The organism is Pseudomonas sp. CFBP13528 (genome assembly GCF_005233615.1).
Lineage (GTDB): Bacteria > Pseudomonadota > Gammaproteobacteria > Pseudomonadales > Pseudomonadaceae > Aquipseudomonas > Aquipseudomonas fluorescens_AM.
This window is the reverse complement of sequence record NZ_QGAJ01000008.1, coordinates 36,514-54,562: the sequence shown is the minus strand read 5'-3', so window position 1 is coordinate 54,562 and position 18,049 is coordinate 36,514. Positions and strand designations below refer to the sequence as shown.

Sequence of the window (18,049 nt, the reverse complement as noted above, 5' to 3'; positions counted from 1 at the left end):
TGCCACCCATGCGCACCGAACAACCGAAGATGATTTACCTGAAGGACTATCAGGCGCCGGACTACCTGATCGACGAGACGCACCTGACCTTCGAGTTGTTCGAGGACCACAGCCTGGTCCACGCGCAACTGGTGATGCGCCGCAATCCCGAGCGCGGCGTCGGTTTGCCGCCGCTGGTGCTGGATGGTCAGCAACTGGAGCTGCTGAGCGTGAACCTCGCCGATCAGGCGCTGACGGCGGCTGACTACCAGTTGACCGACAGCCACCTGACCGTGCAGCCCAGGAGTGAAACCTTCACCCTCGACACCACGGTCAAGATTCACCCGGAAACCAACACCGCCCTGGAAGGCCTGTACAAGTCCGGCGGCATGTTCTGCACCCAGTGCGAGGCCGAGGGTTTTCGCAAGATCACTTACTACCTTGACCGCCCCGACGTGATGAGTGTGTTCACCACCACGGTGATCGCCGAACAGCACCGCTACCCGGTGCTGTTGTCCAACGGCAACCCGATTGCCAGCGGCCCCGGCGAAGACGGTCGGCACTGGGCGACCTGGGAAGACCCGTTCAAGAAACCCGCCTACCTGTTCGCCCTGGTGGCCGGTGACCTGTGGTGCGTCGAAGACAGCTTCACCACCATGACCGACCGCGAAGTCGCGCTGCGCATCTACGTCGAGCCGGAAAATATCGACAAGTGCCAGCACGCCATGACCAGCCTGAAAAAATCCATGCGCTGGGATGAACAAACCTACGGCCGCGAGTACGACCTCGACATTTTCATGATCGTGGCGGTGAACGACTTCAACATGGGCGCCATGGAGAACAAGGGCCTCAATATCTTCAACTCCAGCGCTGTGCTGGCCCGCGCCGAAACCGCCACCGACGCCGCACACCAGCGCGTCGAGGCCATCGTCGCCCACGAATATTTCCACAACTGGTCGGGTAACCGCGTGACCTGCCGCGACTGGTTCCAGTTGTCGCTCAAGGAAGGTTTCACCGTGTTCCGCGACTCGGGCTTCTCCGCCGACATGAACTCGGCCACGGTCAAGCGCATCCAGGACGTGGCGTACCTGCGTACCCACCAGTTCGCCGAAGACGCCGGCCCCATGGCCCATGCGGTACGCCCGGAGAGCTTTATCGAGATCTCCAACTTCTACACCCTGACGGTTTACGAAAAGGGCTCGGAAGTGGTCGGCATGATCCACACCTTGCTCGGCGCCGAGGGCTTTCGCAAAGGCAGCGACCTGTATTTCGAGCGCCATGACGGCCAAGCCGTGACCTGCGACGACTTCATCAAGGCCATGGAAGATGCCAACGGCGTCGACCTCAGCCAGTTCAAGCGCTGGTACAGTCAGGCCGGCACGCCGCGTTTGGCGGTGAGCGAGTCCTACGATGCGGCGGCCAGGACCTACAGCCTGACCTTCCGCCAGAGCTGCCCGCCAACCCCGGACAAGGTGGAAAAACTGCCCTTCGTGATCCCGGTCGAGCTGGGCCTGCTGGACGGGCAGGGCGCCGCCATCCCCCTGCGCCTGGCCGATGAGCCGACGGTTGGCGCTCCCTCACGAGTGATCTCGGTGACGCAAGCCGAGCAGACGTTCACCTTCGTCGATGTCGCTGAAAAACCGTTGCCTTCCCTGCTGCGCGGTTTCTCGGCGCCGGTGAAACTGAGCTTCGCCTACACCCGCGACCAACTGATGTTCCTGATGCAGCACGACAGCGACGGGTTCAACCGCTGGGATGCCGGCCAGCAACTGTCGGTACAGGTATTGCAGGAACTGATCGGCCAGCATCAGGCAGGGCAACCGCTCAAGCTCGATCAGCGCCTGATCGACGCGTTGCGCACGGTATTGAGCGACGAAAGCCTGGACCAGGCCATGGTCGCCGAAATGCTCTCGTTGCCGAGCGAAGCCTACCTGAGCGAAATCAGCGACGTGGCGGATGTGGAGGCCATTCACGCCGCCCGTGAATACGCCCGCAAGCAACTGGCCGAGAACCTGTTCGAAGGCCTGTGGCTGCGCTACCAGGCCAACCGTGAGCTGTCCAGGCAAACGCCGTACGTGGCCGAGGCCGAGCACTTTGCCCGGCGTGCCCTGCAGAACATCGCGTTGTCGTACTTGATGCTCAGCGGCAAGCCAGAAGTATTGACGGCCACCCTGGATCAGTTCGACACCAGTGATAACATGACCGAGCGCCTGACGGCCCTGGCCGTGCTGGTGAACTCGCCGTTCGAAGCGGAAAAAGCCCAGGCACTGGCGGTGTTCGCCGAGAACTTCAAGGACAACCCGCTGGTCATGGACCAATGGTTCAGCGTGCAGGCCGGCAGCACCCTGCCGGGCGGGCTGGCGCGGGTCAAGGCGCTGATGGAGCACCCGGCGTTCACGATCAAGAACCCGAACAAGGTGCGCGCACTGATCGGCGCATTTGCCGGGCAGAACCTGATCAACTTCCATGCCGCGGATGGTTCGGGCTACCGTTTCCTGGCGGACCTGGTGATCCAGCTCAATACGCTGAACCCGCAGATTGCTTCACGCCAATTGGCACCCTTGACGCGCTGGCGTAAATACGACGCCGCCCGGCAGGCGCTGATGAAGGCGGAGCTGGAGCGCATTCGTGGCTCGGGCGAGCTGTCCAGCGATGTGTTCGAGGTGGTCAGCAAGAGCCTTGCCTGACCATGTGGGAGGGGGCTTGCCCTGATACCAGTCTGTAGGAGCGAGCTTGCTCGCGAAAAACTCACAGTCACCGCGTTCATTCAGAAAGCACGCGTTATCGTTGACGTTTTTCGCGAGCAAGCTCGCTCCTACAAAAAGCCAGGGCAAGCCCCCCTCCCACAGTGATCAGAACGGGATTACTGACGTGCCGCTTATTGGGCAAGCGGCGTGAGCACCTCGGCCTTGTCATCCAGCACCATTACCACCAGCAGTTTGGCGGGCCGGGTCTGGCTGGCGTTGCTCGACTCGAAGTGCCGCGAACCGGCGGGCTCGTAGAACGAATCGCCGGCCTTGTAGGTAATGGCTTTCTCATCGTTGACCCGTGAGGTTATTTCGCCTTCCAGTACATAAGCCACGGCGGTGCCGGTGTGGCTGTGGGGCACGGTGGCCTGGCCGGGAGCGTAGTCCACGGTGAGCATGATGGTTTTCTTGCCGGGCACGTTGGCCAAGGCGTGTTCCTGCAGCACCTTGAGCGTTTCCTGGTGGTACACCGGTTCGTGGGCGTAAGCGTTGAGCGAGGCCAGTATCGCGGCGGTGGCGAGCAATCGTTTCATGAGGCGTTCCATGGAGTTCGAGACCTGTTCACCCTACGCTCTGGAGCTGGGTCGACCAATGACCAATCCTGCGCAAAAGCGCCTAGCCAATCTGCCGCAGAATGTCGCGGACCTTGTCCAGCGCCGGGTCGATATCGAGGGTTTCGATGGCGCCGAAGCCGAGAATCAGCCCGGCGCGTGGCGCAGTCTCGTGAAAAAACACATCCAGGGGGTACAGCCCCACCTGCGCCTTGCGCGCCAGTTGCATCAGCAACGGGATATCCACCGGCACCTTGCACAGCGCGGCCAGATGGAACCCGGCCACCGTCGGCACCGCCTCGAACCAGGGCGACAGGTCTCCCGCCAGGCGTTGCAGAATCCGTTCGCGGCGCCCCGCGTACACGCTGTGACAGCGGCGAATATGTTTGAGCAGGTAGCCCTCGCTGATGAACTTGGCCAGCGCCCATTGCGGCAGGGTAGAGCTGTGCTGGTCGGTCAATTGCTTGGCCTTGAGTACCGCGCCATGGATCGCCGGCGGCAGTACCGCGTAGCCCAGGCGCAACTCGGGCAACAGGGTTTTGGAAAAGGTCCCGACGTAGGTCACCACGCCTCGCGTGTCCATGCTTTGCAGGGAGTCGGTGGGGCGGCCTTCGTAGCGGAACTCACTGTCGTAGTCGTCTTCGATGATGATTGCGCCGAGCGCGATGGCGCGGTCGAGCAGGGCTTCACGCCGCGCCGGGCTCATGGGCATGCCGAGGGGGAACTGGTGCGACGGCGTCACATAGATCAGGCGGGTGCCATCAGGGATCCGGTCGACCTGTATGCCCTGTGCATCGACCGGCACGCTGGCGACCCTGGCCCCCATCGCCACGAACAACTGGCGCGCGGGGCTGTAGCCGGGGTCTTCCATGGCGACGATGCTGCCTGGCTCCAGTACCACGCGGGCGATCAGGTCCAGCGCCTGTTGCGCGCCATTGGTCACCACGATGTCCCCGGCGCGACCTTTCACCCCGCGGGAAAAGGCGATATGCCCGGCGATGGCCTCGCGCAGCGCCGGCAAGCCTTCCGGTTGACTGTAGAAACCACTGTTCTGGGCGATCTTGCGCAAGGCATCGAGCGTGCAGCGTCGCCATTCTTCCTGGGGAAATTGATTGCGCGTGGTTGCCCCGCCGATGAATTCGTAGCGCAGGATCTCGTCGCTGGCGGGATGATGCATGGGCGAGGCCAGTGCGGCCCATCTGCCCAGGTTGGCGGCGCAGGCCAGGTCGGTGGCGGTCTGCACGCGGTCAGGCTGAGGTGCCCACGCATTGACGAAGGTGCCCCGGCCAATCCTGCCGACCAGCAGGCCTTCGTAGGTCAAGGTGGCGTAGGTGTCCGACACGGTTTTGCGCGAGACGCCCAGTTGCTCGGCGAGCAGTCGGCTGGGCGGCAATTGCGCGCCGGCTGAAAGGCGCCCGCAGGTGATGGCTTCGCGCAGTTGCTGGTAAAGCTGGGCAGCCAGGTCCTTGCGGCCGTTGATGACGAGGTGCAGTTCCATGTTTCATCCCGGGACAGATCGATCTGCGCCAAGGTTACGCGCAAATCGATCTGAAGAAACCAGGCGGGGTCAGGACAGGAAACCGCCGTCCACATTCAGCGACACCCCGGTGGTGTAGCTGGACGCATCGCTGGCCAGGAACAACACGGCGCCGGCCATTTCGCTGGGGTCGGCCACGCGCTTGAGCGGGATCTGCGCCAGGGCCATCTTCAGGATCGCGTCGTTCTTGACCAGCGCCGAGGCGAACTTGGTGTCGGTCAGGCCCGGCAGCAACGCGTTGCAACGGATGCCGAACGCGGCGCATTCCTTGGCGAACACCTTGGTCATGTTGATCACGGCGGCCTTGGTCACCGAATAGATGCCCTGGAATACACCTGGGGAAATGCCGTTGATCGAGGCCACGTTGATGATGCTGCCGCCGCCGTTGTCGCGCATCAGCTTGCCGGCTTCCACTGACATGAAGAAGTAGCCGCGGATGTTCACGTCGACGGTCTTCTGGAACGCCCCGAGGTCGGTGTCCAGCACGTTGCAGAACTGGGGGTTGGTCGCGGCGTTGTTGACCAGGATGTCCAGGCGGCCGAACTGTTCACGGATGCCGGCGAACACCTGGGCGATCTGTTCCATTTCACCGATATGGCAGGCAATCGCAGTGGCCTTGCCGCCGTCGGCGATGATCGCGTCGGCAACGTGCTGGCAACCTTCCAGTTTGCGGCTCGAGACAATCACGTGGGCGCCTTGCTGGGCCAGCAACTTGGCGATGGCCTCGCCGATGCCGCGGCTGGCGCCGGAAACGAAAGCAATCTTGCCGTCGAGGTCGAACAGGTGGGTCTTGGACATGAGCGGTTCCTTGTGATTGTTGTCAGAGGGCGGATTTGCCGATGACCGCCAGGCTCATCTGCTCCAGCAGCGTGTTCATGTGGATGAACTGGGCAAAGCGTTTGTCCTGGGTCTGACCGTGGAAGAAACGGTAATAGATCTGCTGCACGATGCCGGCCAGGCGAAACAGCCCGTAGGTGTAGTAGAAGTCGAAATTGTCGATGCGGATGCCCGAACGTTCGGCGTAGTAGTCGACGAACTGGCGGCGGGTGAGCATGCCGGGCGCATTGCTCGGCTGGCGCCGCATGAGTTGCACGGGCGCAGGGTCGGCGGCTTCGATCCAGTAGGCCAGGGTGTTGCCCAGGTCCATCAACGGGTCGCCGAGGGTGGTCAGTTCCCAGTCCAGCACACCGATGATCTGCATCGGGTTGTGCGGGTCGAGGATCACGTTGTCGAAACGATAGTCGTTGTGCACGATGCTGGAGGTCGGGTGGTCGCCCGGCATCTTGTCGTTGAGCCAGGCGCGCACGGCTTCCCAGCGCGGGGCATCGGGGGTCAGGGCTTTTTCGTAGCGCTCGCTCCAGCCACGGATCTGACGCTCCACATAGCCATGCGGTTTGCCCAGGTCGGCCAGGCCGCAGGCGTTGTAATCGACCTGATGCAGTTCGACGAACTTGTCGATAAAGCTTTTGCACAGGGCTTGGGTGCGCGTCGCGTCCAGGCCCAGCTCGGCGGGCAGGTCTGAACGCAGGATGATGCCGTTGACCCGCTCCATCACGTAGAACTCGGCGCCGATCACCGACTCATCGGTGCAATGCACGTAGGCCTTGGGGCAATAGGGAAAGCCGTCTTTGAGCTGATTGAGAATGCGGTATTCGCGGCCCATGTCATGGGCGGATTTGGCCTTGTGGCCGAACGGTGGGCGACGCAACACGAATTCCTGGTCCGGGTATTCCAGCAGATACGTCAGGTTAGAGGCGCCGCCTGGGAACTGGCTGATCTTGACCGTGCCGTGCAGGCCGGGAATATGGGCCTTGAGGTAGGGATCGATCAGGCTGGCATCAAGTTCTTCGCCGGGGCGAATCTGGGTCGATTGGTCATTAAGCGCCATGCTTATCCCTTCTGCTTATTCTTAAGGCCTTGGACTATTGGCTAATCTAATGTGGGTCGCCGCCCAGCGACAAGGTCGGGACGGCTTAATAGGTCTGCGTGTTGAAGCAGGATCAGCGTGCCTGATCGGTCATTTATCGGGCGCCGGCAAGGCTACCGGCGTAAGTACCGGGCGACCGGCAAAGTATTCCACCAGATTGTCCGCGACCCGTTGCACGGTATCGTGGGTCGCTTCCGGCGACAGGCCGGCCACATGGGAGGTCAGCACGGTGTTGCTCAGGCGCTTGAGCGCGTCAGGTACCTTGGGTTCGTCGTCAAATACATCCAGCGCGGCGCCGCCGATGCGCCGCTGTTCCAGCGCAGCTACCAGGTCGGCGGTAACCACGACGCTGCCGCGGCCGATGTTGACCAAAAAGCCATGCGGCCCCAGGGCGTCGAGGGCGTGACGATCAATCAGGTGCCGAGTGCTGGCGCCGCCGGGCGTGGCCAGGATCAGGAAATCCGAGGTGCGCGCCAGTTCCACGGCGGTTGCACAATAGGTGTAGTCCACGTCATCGCGAGGTTGGCGATTGTGGTAACTCACTTCCATGCCAAAGCCCAGCGCCGCGCGCTTGGCGATCTCCAGGCCGACCGCGCCCAGCCCGAGAATGCCCAGCTGCTTGCCGCCCAGGGATGGGCGCATCACCTTCGGCCATTCGTGGCGGCGCACGGCGGCGTCAGTCTGGGTGATACCGCGCACCAGCGACAGCAGCAGCGCCATGGCGTGGTCGGCCACCGACGGCGCGTTCACGCCTGCACCGTTAGTCACCACAATTCCACGGTTGGCCGCTGCCTGCAGGTCAACATGCTCGTAGCCTGCGCCGATCACGCAGATGATCTCCAGCAGCGGCAGCGCGGCGATTTCTTCGGCATACAGCCCCAGTGGCCCACGGGTCAAAACAGCCTTGATCTGCCCGCCGTGAGCCTTGATCGCCTGCGCGCGTTCAGCGGGCGTGGGCGCCAGGATTACATGGAAATCATTGCTCTCGATGATTTGCAGGTATTCGTTGATGGTTTCAACCAGGACCAGAACGGTGTTAGGCATCGCAAGGTTCTTCCCTAAATACTTGAGCGCATGAGTATGCGGGATTTGTCGGAAGGAGCGTAGGGCGCCGTAGGAGCGAGCAAGCTCGCTCCTGGAGCATTCAAAAACCGGCACCATTGCTCAGCCAAGTCTTTGCTTATTCTCAATAATCCCGGACAATCGCGCCCCTGTTGAGGTCGGGGCGCTGCCTGTCAGGTTTTTCTGACTCGTCCCGGCCGTGTGAATGCGGAGATCCGACCGGATGAATGATCAGGCCAATAGCGTCAACGATCGCTATGCAACGACACCTGCAACGCTCACTAGCTGGAGCCGCCAGGACACCACCTGGATGCTTGGGCTGTTCGGCACCGCCATCGGCGCCGGCACTTTGTTCTTGCCGATCAACGCGGGCCTGGGGGGCTTCTGGCCGCTGGTGATCCTGGCGCTGCTGGCCTTCCCGATGACATTCTTTGCCCACCGTGGGCTGACCCGTTTCGTCCTGTCCGGCCGTGAAGGCTCCGACATTACCGACGTGGTCGAAGAACATTTCGGCCTCAAGGCCGGCGCCCTGATCACCTTGCTGTACTTCTTTGCGATCTTCCCGATCCTGCTGATCTACAGCGTGGCCCTGACCAACACCGTCAGCAGTTTCATGGAACATCAATTGCACATCATGCCGCCGCCGCGGGCAGTCCTGGCGTTCGTACTGATCCTGGGCCTGCTGGCGGTGGTGCGTTGCGGTGAACAGGTGATCGTCAAGGCCATGAGCCTGATGGTGTATCCGTTTATCGTTGCCTTGCTGTTCCTCGCCGTTTACCTGGTGCCGCATTGGAATGGCGGCATCCTCAGCACCGCCAGTCAGATCCCGGCGCCGTCGGCGCTGCTCAATACCTTGTGGCTGGCAATTCCGGTGATGGTGTTTTCGTTCAACCATTCGCCAATCATCTCGGCCTTTGCGGTGGACCAGAAGCGCCAGTACGGCGCACATGCCGACGAGCGCAGTTCACAGATCCTGTGCCGCGCGCACCTGTTGATGGTGGCGATGGTGCTGTTCTTTGTGTTCAGTTGCGTGCTGACCCTGTCCCCGGCGCAGTTGGCCGAGGCGAAGGCGCAGAACCTGTCGATCCTGTCGTACCTGGCCAACCATTTCGATAACCCGACCATTGCCTTCGCCGCGCCGTTGATTGCGTTCGTGGCGATTGCCAAGTCGTTCCTGGGCCACTACATCGGGGCCAGCGAGGGCCTCAAGGGTCTGGTGCTCAAGACCGGTCGCCGTCCGGCAGCCAAGTCGCTGGACCGCATGACCGCCGCCTTCATGCTGGTGGTGTGCTGGATCGTCGCCACGCTGAACCCGAGCATTCTCGGCATGATCGAGACCCTGGGTGGGCCGGTGATTGCGTCGATCCTGTTCCTGATGCCGATGTACGCCATCCGCAAGGTGCCGGCCATGGCCAAGTACCGTGGGCAGGCGTCGAATGTGTTTGTCACGGCGGTGGGGTTGGTGGCGATTACGGCGCTGGTGTATTCGCTGATTGCTTAAGGTCTGACACAGTCTTCAAGCACTACAGAGATTCAAATGTGGGAGGGGGCTTGCCCCCGATGCGGTGGTTCAGTCAATTCATAGGTGACTGACATACCGCCATCGGGGGCAAGCCCCCTCCCACATGTGTTTTGCGGTGTTGCTGATACTTTGTTCCAGGCATAAAAAAACGCCGCGTACCTTGCGATACGCGGCGTTTCCTACATCAACATCTTAGGCTTGAATCACCGGGATGTTGGCGCTTGCTGCGATCTTGCGGAACTCGGCGATCTGGTCGAAGTTCAGGTAGCGGTAGACGTCACTGGCCATGGTGTCCAGTTTCGCTGCGTAGCCCATGTACTCTTCGACAGTCGGCAGGCGACCCAGGGTAGAAGCTACTGCCGCCAGCTCAGCCGAAGCCAGGTAGACGTTCGCGCCATCGCCCAGACGGTTCGGGAAGTTACGGGTCGAGGTCGACACTACGGTCGAATTCGGTTCTACGCGTGCCTGGTTACCCATGCACAGCGAGCAGCCCGGCATTTCCATGCGTGCGCCAGCCTTGCCGTAGATGCCGTAGTAGCCTTCTTCGGTCAGCTGGTGAGCGTCCATCTTGGTCGGCGGTGACAGCCACAGACGGGTTGGCAGCTGGCCCTTGACCTGCTCCAGCAGCTTGCCGGCTGCGCGGAAGTGACCGATGTTGGTCATGCACGAGCCGATGAACACTTCGTCGATCTTCTCACCGGCAACGCTGGACAGCAGACGGGCGTCGTCCGGGTCGTTCGGTGCGCAGAGGATCGGCTCGTTGATTTGCGCCAGGTCGATCTCGATGATTTCGGCGTATTCGGCGTCGGCATCGGCTTCCATCAGCTCCGGATTGGCGACCCAGGCTTCCATCGCTTGGGCGCGACGTTCCAGGGTGCGAGCATCGCCGTAGCCTTCGCCGATCATCCAGCGCAGCAGGGTGATGTTGGAGTTCAGGTACTCGGTGACGGAGTCTTTGGACAGCTTGATGGTGCAACCGGCAGCCGAACGTTCAGCCGAAGCGTCGGACAGCTCGAACGCCTGCTCCAGCGTCAGGTCGTTCAGGCCTTCGATTTCCAGGATGCGGCCGGAGAAGGCGTTTTTCTTGCCTTTCTTCTCTACGGTCAGCAGGCCAGCCTGGATCGCGTAGTAAGGAATGGCGTGCACCAGGTCACGCAGGGTGATGCCAGGCTTCATCTTGCCTTTGAAGCGCACCAGGATCGATTCCGGCATGTCCAGTGGCATTACGCCAGTGGCTGCGGCGAACGCCACCAGGCCCGAACCGGCCGGGAACGAGATGCCCATCGGGAAGCGGGTGTGGGAGTCACCACCAGTACCGACAGTGTCCGGCAGCAGCATGCGGTTCAGCCAGCTGTGGATGATGCCGTCGCCTGGACGCAGCGATACACCGCCACGGGTCATGATGAAGTCAGGCAGGGTGTGGTGGGTGGTCACGTCGATCGGCTTTGGATAGGCCGCGGTGTGGCAGAACGACTGCATTACCAGGTCGGTCGAGAAGCCCAGGCACGCCAGGTCCTTGAGTTCATCACGGGTCATTGGACCGGTGGTGTCCTGGGAACCGACGGTGGTCATCTTCGGTTCGCAGTAAGTACCTGGACGAACGCCTTTGCCTTCCGGCAGGCCGCACGCCTTGCCGACCATTTTCTGTGCCAGGGTGAAGCCTTTGCCGGTGTCGACAGGCGCTTCAGGCAGCTTGAACAGGTCGGTAGGGCCCAGGCCCAGTTCGGCACGGGCCTTGTCGGTCAGGCCGCGCCCGATGATCAGCGGGATACGGCCGCCGGCGCGCACTTCGTCCAGCAGCACCGGGGTCTTCATTTCGAAGGTGGTGATGACTTCGTCGGTGCCGTGTTTGCAGACTTTGCCAGCATGCGGGTACAGGTCGATCACGTCGCCCATGTTCATGTTGGTGACGTCGAACTCGATAGGCAGTGCGCCCGCATCTTCCATGGTGTTGTAGAAGATCGGAGCGATCTTGCTGCCAAAGCAGAAGCCGCCGGCGCGCTTGTTCGGCACGTAAGGCACGTCGTCGCCGAAGAACCACAGTACGGAGTTGGTTGCCGATTTACGCGACGAACCGGTACCGACCACGTCACCGACGTAGGCGATCGGGAAGCCCTGGCCGCGCATTTCTTCGATCTGCTTCATCGGGCCGGTCTTGCCTTGCTCGTCCGGCACGATGCCTTCACGGGCCATTTTCAGCATGGCCAGGGCGTGCAGCGGGATGTCAGGGCGGGACCAGGCGTCCGGGGCAGGGGACAGGTCGTCGGTGTTGGTTTCGCCGGTGACCTTGAACACGCGCAGGCTGATCTTGTCGGCCAGGGTTGGGCGGTTGCGGAACCACTCGCCGTCAGCCCAGGACTGGATCACGCCCTTGGCGTGTTCGTTGCCGTTGCGGGCTTTTTCCGCCACGTCGTGGAACGCATCGAACATCAGCAGGGTGTGCTTGAGCTGGGCGGCCGCGACAGGCGCCAATTCGGCGTCGTCCAGCAGCTCGACCAGCGTCACGATGTTGTAGCCGCCTTGCATGGTGCCAAGCAGTTCAACCGCGCGCTTTTTGTCGATCAGGGGGGAGGTGGCTTCGCCTTTGGCCAGGGCGGACAGGAAACCGGCCTTGACATAGGCAGCTTCGTCAACGCCTGGTGGAATGCGGTTGGTGATCAGGTCAACGAGGAATTCTTCTTCGCCAGCCGGAGGATTTTTCAGCAGCTCGACCAGGCCTGCGGTTTGTTCGGCGTTAAGCGGCTGGGGAACGATACCCAGGGCGGCACGCTCTTCGATATGTTTGCGGTAGGCTTCAAGCACAGTTATTACCCTCATCAGTGGTCCCACGGGACGCTCATCCAGGAATGACCGGCACGCGTGCGCTCGGGGGCTTTTTGGGCCGCAAAGCCAGCGCTGCCGGCATTCCTTACAGAAGCTGCTTTCAAAGTTTTACGCCTGCAGAACGGAGCTGATGAGGGTTGGCGCAAGCGTTGACCTACCGGGTCAAACCTGCGCCAACACCGTTCTGAAGGAACGACTGTGCTCGTGACGCTTTGAAAACAGCTTCCAGCGGATTATTGGCGCCTTACAAGGCCGGGTGATTCTACGGCAAAAAAAATCTAAAGGTAAGTTGCGTTGCCAAGTTTGCAGGGTGATCAACCTTAGACAAAGGGCTAACATGGCGCACTGTTTTCACTGATTTGCGTGTTTCGCCCATGCCCAACCAAACCATCAAGACCCCCTGCGTCGGCCTGTGCTCCACGGTCTACGGCGATCTCGTGTGCCGCGGCTGCAAGCGCTTTCACCACGAGGTGATCCAGTGGAATGGCTATAACGAAGAAGAAAAGCGCGCGGTCTGGCTCAGGCTCGAACAGTTGCTGGTGCAGGTGATGGCCGGCAAAGTCGAAGTTTTCGCTCCCAAGACCCTGCGCGGGCAACTGGAACAGCGCAAGATTCGCTTTGTGCCGCACCAGTCCGAATATTGCTGGGCCTACCAATTGATTGCGCGTGGGGCGCGCGTGATCAATAACCTGGAGGCCTACGGCATGGTGCTGCTACCGGAGTTTCGCGATTGGACGCTGCCGCAGTTGCGCGATGCCATTGACCGGGAGTTCTTTATCCTTTCCGAGGCGCATTACCAGCGCTATATCGCGCCGGGCTTCCTGAAGGACGCATTCGCTGACTGATAATACAAATCCAAAGTGTGGGAGGGGGCTTGCCCCCGATGGCGGTGTATCAGCATCACCTAGAGTGACTGACACACTGCAATCGGGGGCAAGCCCCCTCCCACATTGTGTCCTCTGTGCCTGAAGGGTCGATGTCAGGACTTGATGGCGAGTTCTTCCAGGTGATCCATCAGTGCTTGCGGCTTGAGCACCAGCACGTCGCTTTCCACCGCATCGAGCACCACCTCCGCCGTATTGCCGATCAACGCCCCGGACATCCCGGTACGCGCCACGGTGCCGATGATGGTCACGGCCGCTTGCCATTTATGCGCCGCGAAGGGAATCAGCACATCCGCCGGCCCTTCCTCGATATGCAGGTGTGCATCATCCACGTCGAATTCGGCCTGGAAGGCTTTGCATTGCTCGCGATAACGCGCCTCGATGGTTTCCCTGAGCTGGAAGGTGGGGTCCGCCGCCGACAGCATCGGCGATGGATGCGCGCTGATGACGTGCAACTGCGCCTTGGCCAGGGTGGCGATATCGAAACCGTGGTCGATGATGGCGTTATGCAGCGAGCGGTGTTCGCCGTCGGTATTGCCCACGTCGATGGCTGCCAGAATCACTCGTTCGGCCCATGGCGTAGCGGTCTTGACCAGCAGCACGGGCGTTGGGCAGTAGCGCAGCAGTTTCCAGTCCGCCGGGGTCAGCAGGGCTTTTTTCAACGGGCTGTCGGGAAAGTGCTGCTTGATCACCAGCCCGCAGCCTTCGGCCTGCTGCACCTCGATGATGGTTTCATGCAGGCTGTCGTTCCACGCTTGTTCGGTGGTGACGCTGTAGCCGTCGTTCTTTAAACCTTCCTTGAGCACGCTCAACAGCGCCGAATGCTCATGTTTCTTGTCGCATACCAGCAAGTGCAGGTGTGCGTCAGTTACCCCGGCGATCAGCTTGGCGCGCTTGAGGGCCAGGCTTTCGGAATGCTCGGGCTCGATGACCACCAGGATGCTGCGGATGGCTTGCATGGTCGGATCTCCAGGAAGGGGGCTCAAACAACTATAGTTGCTGCTGGCCTGGCGTCATCTTGATGTACATCAAGGCCCATGGCTGGCGGTCTGCGGCGGGGTCGGTATAATCGGCGCCCTTTTGTGATCCTTTGCCCGTGAGCCCGATGATCCTGCCCGAAATCCACGAATTCCTCGGCTGCCGCACCCCTGATGCCTGGGTGCAGGCCGCGTTGGCCGATCAGGACACCCTGCTGATTGATCACAAGAACTGTGAATTCAAAGCCGCCAGCACCGCCCTGAGCCTGATCGCCAAATACCATGGCCACGTCGACCTGATCAATATGATGTCGCGCCTGGCCCGTGAAGAGCTGGTGCATCACGAACAGGTCATGCGCCTGATCAAGAAACGCAAGGTCGAGCTGCGTCAGTTGTCCGCCGGCCGTTACGCTTCGGGTCTGCGCAAGGTGGTGCGCAACCATGAGCCGGTCAAACTGGTGGACACACTTGTGGTGGGAGCCTTCATCGAAGCGCGCAGTTGCGAGCGTTTCGAAGCGCTGGTGCCACATTTGGACGAAGAACTCGGCAAGTTCTACTTCGGTTTGCTCAAAAGCGAAGCACGGCACTTCCAGGGTTACCTGAAATTGGCGTACCAGTACGGTGACGCCAAGGACATCGCCCAGGTGATCGAGCGGGTGAGGGCGGCCGAGCAGGCGCTGATCGAGTCACCCGACATCGAGTTCCGCTTTCACAGTGGCGTGCCAGCCTGAGGCCACGGCCACGCCGATCAAGGCGCTGATTGCGCTCAGCAGCAGGATCACCGTTTGCGTGCCGACGGGCGCGGCCAGCACGGCAATCATCAGGCCTGCCAAGGGCTGGGCCAGATTGTTGAGCAAGGTGATCACGCCCACTGTCTTGCCGAAATCCTGCACCGGAATGACCCGTTGACGCAGGCTGCGCATGTACACGTTGAACATCTTGTCGAAACCGGTCACCAGCAGAAAGCCCACGGCGTATGCCCACAGGCCGGGGCTGATGGCGGTGATCAGCGCGCCGACGGCAATCATCGAATACGACAGCCCGCCGAGCAGCTTCAGCGCCAGGGTCGAACGCGCCAGGTAAAACAGAATCACGAGGGTGGCCACTGCGCCGGCGGCTTGCAGCAGGGCGTAGGCGTCTTTGTCGGCCGCGTATTGCCCGGTGACCATCGCCGCCGATGTAGCCAGCGTGACCCCGACAATCAGGTTCACACCGACCGCCAGGGTAATGATGCGTTTCAACTCCGTCCGGTTGCGGATGTGGCCGAAGGCGGTCCGCAAGGGTTGCAGCCAGATACCTGCGCGTTGTTCGTGCAGCGGCAGGTCCACCGTGGTGTGGCGCTGCCAGACCAGCATCGCCACGTCCGCCAGCACAAACAGCGCAGCGATTCCCAGCACCACCCAAGGCCACTGCCAGACTTGCAGCATCAGCGCCGCCACCAAAGGCCCGAGTACCAGGCCGCTCTGGTCGGCGATCTGAGAATAGGACAAGGTCTTGGCGTAGGTGTAATGCTGGAAGATATGCGGCATCACCACTTCCCGCGCCATGATGCCCTGGGTGGTCAATATCCCGCATACCGCGGACAGGATCACCAGCCACTGGATACCGTCGAACAGCCCGTACAGCGCTACCGCCATTGCGCAGGCCAAGGCCCGATACACCTGGCTGATGTGCAGGATGCGCACGGGGGAAAACCGGTCGCACAAGGCCCCGCATATGGGAAATGCCAGGTAGCGCGGCAGTGATTCGACAAAGAATGCCAGGCCTGCCCACGACACACTCTGGGTCGTCTGGAACACCACCAGCGGCACGATGAACAGCAGGATCTGGTCCGCCAGCCGCGACAGGAACAGCGAAACGAAGAACGCCAGGTAATCCCTGCGCATATGACTCCCTGTGAATGGCGTAAAAGATTGCAGCCTATTTGTTAAAAACTCTTAAAAGCATGAAGCTTCCTGGCACGGTACACGGACGCTGCTCTCCTCGACCAGCTTGCCACCTATAATGCCGGCCTTTCAATCTGCATTCGCACACAGAGAACTTATGGAAAACCTGGGTCTGGGCAAGGTCCTGCTCGTTGAGGACGACGAGAAGCTGGCAGGGCTGATCGCGCATTTTCTGTCGCAGCATGGTTTCGACGTGCGCGTGGTGCACCGGGGCGATCAGGCCTTGACCGCGTTTCTGGCGTTCAAGCCGAAAATGGTCGTGCTGGACCTGATGCTACCGGGCCAGAGCGGGTTGCATGTGTGCCGCGAGATTCGCAATGTGTCGGACACGCCCATCGTGATCCTGACGGCCAAGGAAGATGATCTGGACCACATCCTCGGCCTTGAGTCCGGCGCTGACGATTACGTGATCAAGCCGATCAAGCCGCCGGTGCTGCTCGCCCGTTTGCGCGCGTTGCAACGGCGCCAGGCGCCCGAGCCCGTGGTGCGCGGCGCCCTGGCGTTTGGCCGGTTGTCGATCGATCGCAGTTGTCGGGTGGTCAGGCTGGGCGATGAACAGATCGACCTCACCACCATGGAGTTCGAGTTGCTGTGGCTGCTGGCGAGCAACGCCGGAACCATCCTTTCGCGCGACGACATTCTCAACCGAATGCGCGGTATTGCCTTCGATGGCCTGAACCGCAGCGTCGACGTGTATATCAGCAAGCTGCGCGGCAAGCTCAATGACAACCCGCGTGAGCCGGTGTGCATCAAGACCATCTGGGGCAAGGGCTACCTGTTCAATCCGTTCGCGTGGGAGGTTTAGGTGCTGCGCCTGTATCTGCGCCTCTATGTGATCCTCGCGCTCGGCCTGGCCGGGTCGATCTGGCTGGTCAACTACGGCCTGGACGCGTACATGCCCGAGTCCAACGAGACCTATAACCGAGAGGCCTTGCGCGGTCCGGCGTGGGCCCTGGTGGAGCAACTGCGGCCGGTACAGGGCGCGGCGCGCCAGGCGCGCCTGGATGAACTGCAACCGCATTATGGCCTGCGCCTGAAACTGGTGCAGCGCGGCGCCCAGCACCTGAGCGAGCGCGAACACACGCTCCTGGCCAATGATCAGGTGGTGGTGCGCGAGGACTTCATGAAGTTTCTCGCGCCTATCGACGACGGCGCGCAATTGCTTGAGATCCAACTGCCGGAAGAGCCCAAGTGGCTGTACCTGTGGGCCTATGGCTTCCTCGGCGTAAGCCTGGCCATCGTCCTGTATTTCTGGGTGCGCCCGCACTGGCGCGACCTGGAGCACATCCGCCTGGCGGCGCAGCGCTTCGGCGACAACGACCTCGGCTCGCGCATCCTGCTTCCGCGCCGCTCCACCGTGCGCGCACTGGCCGGGCACTTCAACCAGATGGCCGAGCGCATCGAAAGCCTGATCGCCAACCAGCGCGAACTGACCAACGCGGTGTCCCACGAACTGCGCACCCCGATTGCACGCTTGTCCTTTGAACTGGATCAGCTCAAGCAGCAGTCCGATCCGCGCCAGAGCCGCCAGTTGATCGCCGATATGTACGGCGACCTTGGCGAGCTCGAAGACATGGTCTCCGAACTGCTGACCTACGCCAGCCTGGAGCGCGGCGCGACCCAGGTTACCCGCGAAACTATCGAGGCCCATAGCTGGCTGGACAGCGTGATCGGCAGCGTAGCGCTGGAGGCCGAGGCCGCAGGCGTGCACTTGTCGCTGCGCGCCTGTGAAGTCGATTTTATCCAGATCGAACCGCGCTTCATGGCGCGGGCGGTGATCAACCTGCTGCGCAATGCGATCCGCTATGCCGATCACCGCGTGGAAGTGTCGCTGGTGACGTTCGGCAGCGGCTATGAAGTGCGGGTCAATGACGACGGCCCGGGCGTGCCGTTGGAGGGGCGCACCAAGATCTTCGAACCCTTCCTGCGCCTGGATACCAGCCGCGACCGTCGCACAGGCGGCTTTGGCTTGGGCCTGGCGCTGGTCAAACGGGTCAGCCAATGGCATGGCGGGCAGGTGCAAGTGCTGGATTCGGAGTGGGGCGGGGCGTCGTTCAGGATGACGTGGGCGTATGCCGAACAGGAGAAATAGAC

The 18,049-nt window shown here is 61.5% G+C and carries 14 protein-coding genes; 6 read left to right on the top strand and 8 right to left on the bottom strand.

Annotation, left to right across the window (positions count from 1 at the left end; translation table 11 throughout):
* The first annotated feature begins 8 nt into the window (after positions 1–8).
* On the top strand, positions 9–2,666 hold the full coding sequence (pepN, locus tag PspCFBP13528_RS16415) for an aminopeptidase N (RefSeq protein ID WP_137200717.1): 2,658 nt from the start codon (positions 9–11) through the stop codon (positions 2,664–2,666).
* 191 nt (positions 2,667–2,857) lie between these two features.
* On the opposite strand, the gene PspCFBP13528_RS16410 is transcribed toward pepN, so the two are convergent.
* The 5 genes from PspCFBP13528_RS16410 to PspCFBP13528_RS16390 form a co-directional block, all read right to left on the bottom strand.
* A complete protein-coding gene (locus tag PspCFBP13528_RS16410) occupies positions 2,858–3,259 on the bottom strand; it encodes a cupin domain-containing protein (protein ID WP_065949653.1) in 402 nt (133 codons plus the stop codon).
* Positions 3,260–3,341: 82 nt separating this feature from the next.
* A complete protein-coding gene (locus PspCFBP13528_RS16405; protein ID WP_137200715.1) occupies positions 3,342–4,775 on the bottom strand; it encodes a PLP-dependent aminotransferase family protein in 1,434 nt (477 codons plus the stop codon).
* 69 nt (positions 4,776–4,844) lie between these two features.
* The gene (locus PspCFBP13528_RS16400) at positions 4,845–5,612 is read right to left on the bottom strand and encodes an SDR family oxidoreductase (protein ID WP_065949655.1); all 768 of its coding nucleotides are present in this window, start codon (positions 5,610–5,612) and stop codon (positions 4,845–4,847) included.
* Positions 5,613–5,634: 22 nt separating this feature from the next.
* Positions 5,635–6,702, bottom strand: a complete 1,068-nt coding sequence (locus PspCFBP13528_RS16395) for a phosphotransferase family protein (protein ID WP_065949656.1) — start codon at positions 6,700–6,702, stop codon at positions 5,635–5,637.
* Positions 6,703–6,831: 129 nt separating this feature from the next.
* A complete protein-coding gene (locus PspCFBP13528_RS16390) occupies positions 6,832–7,785 on the bottom strand; it encodes a 2-hydroxyacid dehydrogenase (RefSeq protein WP_137200713.1) in 954 nt (317 codons plus the stop codon).
* Between the two features lie 241 nt (positions 7,786–8,026).
* Here PspCFBP13528_RS16390 and PspCFBP13528_RS16385 point away from each other — a divergent pair, with 241 nt between their 5' ends.
* Positions 8,027–9,304, top strand: a complete 1,278-nt coding sequence (locus PspCFBP13528_RS16385; protein ID WP_065949659.1) for a serine/threonine transporter — start codon at positions 8,027–8,029, stop codon at positions 9,302–9,304.
* Positions 9,305–9,517: 213 nt separating this feature from the next.
* Here PspCFBP13528_RS16385 and acnB read toward each other — a convergent pair whose 3' ends face one another.
* Positions 9,518–12,127: a bifunctional aconitate hydratase 2/2-methylisocitrate dehydratase gene (gene acnB / locus PspCFBP13528_RS16380; RefSeq protein WP_065950188.1), complete on the bottom strand. Its 2,610-nt coding sequence runs from the start codon at positions 12,125–12,127 to the stop codon at positions 9,518–9,520.
* Between the two features lie 395 nt (positions 12,128–12,522).
* On the opposite strand from acnB, the gene PspCFBP13528_RS16375 reads away from it, so the two are divergent.
* Positions 12,523–12,993 carry a DUF1289 domain-containing protein gene (locus PspCFBP13528_RS16375; RefSeq protein WP_065950187.1) on the top strand — a complete coding sequence of 157 codons (471 nt, stop codon included), beginning with the start codon at positions 12,523–12,525 and terminating at the stop codon, positions 12,991–12,993.
* Positions 12,994–13,127: 134 nt separating this feature from the next.
* Here PspCFBP13528_RS16375 and PspCFBP13528_RS16370 read toward each other — a convergent pair whose 3' ends face one another.
* Complete coding sequence (locus PspCFBP13528_RS16370) at positions 13,128–13,991, bottom strand: universal stress protein (protein WP_137200711.1); 864 nt, start codon at positions 13,989–13,991, stop codon at positions 13,128–13,130.
* A 146-nt stretch (positions 13,992–14,137) separates the two neighbouring features.
* On the opposite strand from PspCFBP13528_RS16370, the gene miaE reads away from it, so the two are divergent.
* Positions 14,138–14,740 (top strand): tRNA isopentenyl-2-thiomethyl-A-37 hydroxylase MiaE, encoded by a 603-nt coding sequence (gene miaE, locus PspCFBP13528_RS16365; RefSeq protein WP_065950359.1) that lies wholly within the window; start codon positions 14,138–14,140, stop codon positions 14,738–14,740.
* Here the strand turns inward: miaE and PspCFBP13528_RS16360 are convergent.
* The gene (locus PspCFBP13528_RS16360; RefSeq protein WP_137200709.1) at positions 14,696–15,895 is read right to left on the bottom strand and encodes an MFS transporter; all 1,200 of its coding nucleotides are present in this window, start codon (positions 15,893–15,895) and stop codon (positions 14,696–14,698) included. The two genes, miaE and PspCFBP13528_RS16360, sit on opposite strands and share 45 nt — an antisense overlap.
* Before the next feature lie 157 nt (positions 15,896–16,052).
* On the opposite strand from PspCFBP13528_RS16360, the gene PspCFBP13528_RS16355 reads away from it, so the two are divergent.
* Together PspCFBP13528_RS16355 and PspCFBP13528_RS16350 are read left to right on the top strand one after the other, a co-directional pair.
* The gene (locus PspCFBP13528_RS16355) at positions 16,053–16,760 is read left to right on the top strand and encodes a winged helix-turn-helix domain-containing protein (RefSeq protein ID WP_065950361.1); all 708 of its coding nucleotides are present in this window, start codon (positions 16,053–16,055) and stop codon (positions 16,758–16,760) included.
* Positions 16,761–18,047: an ATP-binding protein gene (locus tag PspCFBP13528_RS16350; RefSeq protein ID WP_137200707.1), complete on the top strand. Its 1,287-nt coding sequence runs from the start codon at positions 16,761–16,763 to the stop codon at positions 18,045–18,047.
* Positions 18,048–18,049: the final 2 nt, after the last annotated feature.